The organism is Prevotella pallens ATCC 700821, assembly GCF_000220255.1.
Classification (GTDB): Bacteria; Bacteroidota; Bacteroidia; order Bacteroidales; family Bacteroidaceae; genus Prevotella; species Prevotella pallens.
Window position 1 is genome coordinate 1,314,121 of sequence record NZ_GL982513.1, and the last position, 1,346, is coordinate 1,315,466.

General features: G+C 30.1%; 1 protein-coding gene. It reads left to right on the forward strand.

Going from position 1 to position 1,346, the window contains the following annotated elements; all coding sequences use genetic code 11:
- The first annotated feature begins 116 nt into the window (after positions 1-116).
- On the forward strand, positions 117-1,151 hold the full coding sequence (gene mltG / locus HMPREF9144_RS05050; RefSeq protein WP_040595392.1) for an endolytic transglycosylase MltG: 1,035 nt from the start codon (positions 117-119) through the stop codon (positions 1,149-1,151).
- Positions 1,152-1,346 lie beyond the last annotated feature (195 nt).

Genomic DNA, 1,346 nt, shown 5'->3' on the forward strand with positions numbered 1-1,346 from the left:
ATATATATTTAAAGTTTGTGTAAAAATAATGAGACCATATATATTTATGGGACTATCAATATTAAATTCCATTCAAAATGTTTACCTTTGCACACATTATAATAATATATATTAGTATGACAAAATCAAAACATAATAAGAATAACCGAAAAAAAATAAAGATAGTCAGTGGCATTATTGTTATTTGTGCTTTAGCTATTTGTTTCTTTTGTTTTTCTTCTATGTCGAATAATGGAAAAACAAGATATGTATTTATTGATCATAACGATAACATTGACTCTGTTTATTACAAATTAGAGAAAGTATCAACGAAACACAGTTTTTGGACTTTCAAACTACTTGCTAATTTGTTTTCGTACAAAAACCATATTCGTCCAGGAAAATACACAATAGATAATTCGGGCGCATTAATGACATTTCGCAATTTTAGAAATGGAAAGCAAGCTTCTATTTCACTAACTATTCGTTCTGTTCGTACACTTGGAGACTTAGCTACCGATGTAAGTGGAAAACTAATGTTTTCAAGAAAAGAATTGATAGATTCGTTAACTTCAGAAACAACTTGCAAAAAATATGGTTATACTCCAAAAAATATTATTGCAATGTTTATTCCAAACACTTATGACTTTTACTGGAATACTTCTGTTTCTGATTTCTTGGAGAAAATGTATAAAGAAAACAAGAAATTTTGGGATTTCGATCGTACAAAGAAAGCTGAGAGTGATGGATTAAATAAAGAAGAAGTTATGACACTTGCAAGTATTGTAGATGAAGAAACTTCTAACGAAGGCGAAATGCCTAAGATTGCGGGTATGTATATTAATCGACTACGAAAGAATATGCCTTTACAAGCTGACCCAACAGTAAAGTTTGCGCTTGGTAAATTTGAAGCTCATCGTATTTACCATAAATGGTTAAGCTATGATAGCCCTTATAATACGTATAAATACAAAGGACTTCCTCCTGGTCCTATTCGTATTCCAAGTGTTGCGGCTATTGAAGCTGTTTTAAACTACGTGCATCATAATTATTTATATATGTGTGCTAAAGAAGACTTCAGTGGAACACACAACTTTGCCGAAACTTACGAAGAACATTCTGTAAATGCTGCGAAGTATGCGAAAGCATTAACTGAACACGGAATAGAATAAGACCCTTATGTTGTAAAAGAATTAGTTCTTCACTTATATTTATAATACCTTATATTATCGTTTCAAAATGATGTATATAAGCGATTTAATATTATGCTAATATGTGTAAGAACCTCAGGTATTCATTTTTTTAATATCTCAATATATAGTATATTTAATAAGAGATATCGTCTTTACACTGAACATAAAAAGTGG

Excerpts from the sequence above, each read along its gene's own strand:
- mltG (WP_040595392.1), top strand. The coding sequence starts at position 117 with ATGACAAAATCAAAACATAATAAGAATAACCGAAAAAAAATAAAGATA.